Source organism: Stenotrophomonas sp. HMWF023, assembly GCF_003060985.1.
GTDB lineage: Bacteria > Pseudomonadota > Gammaproteobacteria > Xanthomonadales > Xanthomonadaceae > Stenotrophomonas > Stenotrophomonas lactitubi.
Map to the genome: position 1 here is coordinate 1 of NZ_QAIJ01000172.1, position 1,287 is coordinate 1,287.

A 1,287-nucleotide genomic window follows, 5' to 3' on the forward strand; every position below is an offset into this window, starting at 1 on the left:
CCCTTCCATGGGGGCTGGCCGCGGCATCCATGCCGCGGACACCCCCGCAACCGGACCCACCCCGCCTTCGACAGAGTCCTGCGATCTGTCGGAATGGCACGGCCTGCTCTTGGTAGGTGTCGACCTTGGTCGACACGTAGATCCACGCCATGCGTGGATGAACTTCGCGATTGAAAAACGCTCAACCGATCTCGTACAACTCCAGCGGCAGGTCGTCGGGGTCGGCGAAGAAGGTGAAGCGGCGGCCGGTGTATTCGTCTACGCGGATCGGTTCGCAGGCTACGCCGTGGCTGGCCAGGCGTTCGATGAACGGTTCCAGCGCAGCTACCCGGAACGCGAGGTGGCGCAGGCCCTGGGCTTCGGGGCGGCTTGGCCGTGCGGGCGGCGAGGGGAAGGAGAACAGCTCCAGTTGGCCGCCATCGGGCAGGGCGAGGTCCAGCTTCCATGAGTCGCGTGCGGCGCGGTGGTTCTCGGCCAGTATGCGCAGGCCCAGCACGCGCACGTAGAAGTCTTTCGAGCGCGCGTAGTCGCTGCAGATCAGTGCGGCATGGTGGATGCCCAGCAGGCCGGTGGTTTCGGTGGTCATTGCAGGGTGTCCAGCCAGCGCTGGGCGATCTTCAGCGCCAGCGGATAGGGTTCGGGGGCGTTGCGGTTGCTCAGCACGATCACGGTCAGGTGCTTGTCCGGGTAGCGCAGGATCACGTTGCGGAAGCCAATGCTCTCGCCGCTGTGCCACTGCATGCGGCCGTTCAAGCGCCAACCGAAACCGTAATACGGCACGTCCGCTTCGGTGGTGGTGGTGGCCGGGCTGAACATCGCCTTGCGTGATGCGGCTGACAGCAGGCGGTCGTCATAGAGGGCTGCATCCCAGCGGGCGAGGTCGCCCAGCGAGGAGTAGATGCCGCCGTCGCCGAGTACGGCGCTGGTCGTGCTCTGGTCGGTGCGTTGCCAGTGGCCGCTGACTTCGCTGTAGCCATAGACACGCTGCGCCACCACATCGACACCGTCCTGGTGGGCGACGGTATGCGCCATGCCCAGCGGTCGGAAGATGCGCTGCTGCAGGAAACTGGCAAAACCGGTGCCGGCGGCGCGGCCGACGATCAGCGCCAGCAATGCGTAGCCGCTGTTGCTGTAGCGGTACTGCGTACCGGGTGCGAAGGCGAGCCGATCTTCGCGGGCGAGCAGGGCCAGCACATCGGCGTCGTGCACCTGCCGGGTGTCGGCAGGGTCCATCAGGTCTTCGTAGTCCAGCAGGCCGCTGGTGTGCGACAGCAACTGCCTCAAGGT

Annotated in this window: 2 protein-coding genes; both read right to left on the bottom strand. The window is 66.1% G+C overall.

What is annotated here, in order from left to right; translation table 11 throughout:
* Window positions 1–181: 181 nt before the first annotated feature.
* A complete protein-coding gene (locus DBR20_RS09315; RefSeq protein WP_108265978.1) occupies window positions 182–586 on the bottom strand; it encodes a VOC family protein in 405 nt (134 codons plus the stop codon).
* On the bottom strand, window positions 583–1,287 hold a 705-nt coding region (locus tag DBR20_RS09320; RefSeq protein WP_258223268.1), incomplete at its 5' end, for a serine hydrolase domain-containing protein. The genes DBR20_RS09320 and DBR20_RS09315, both read right to left, overlap by 4 nt.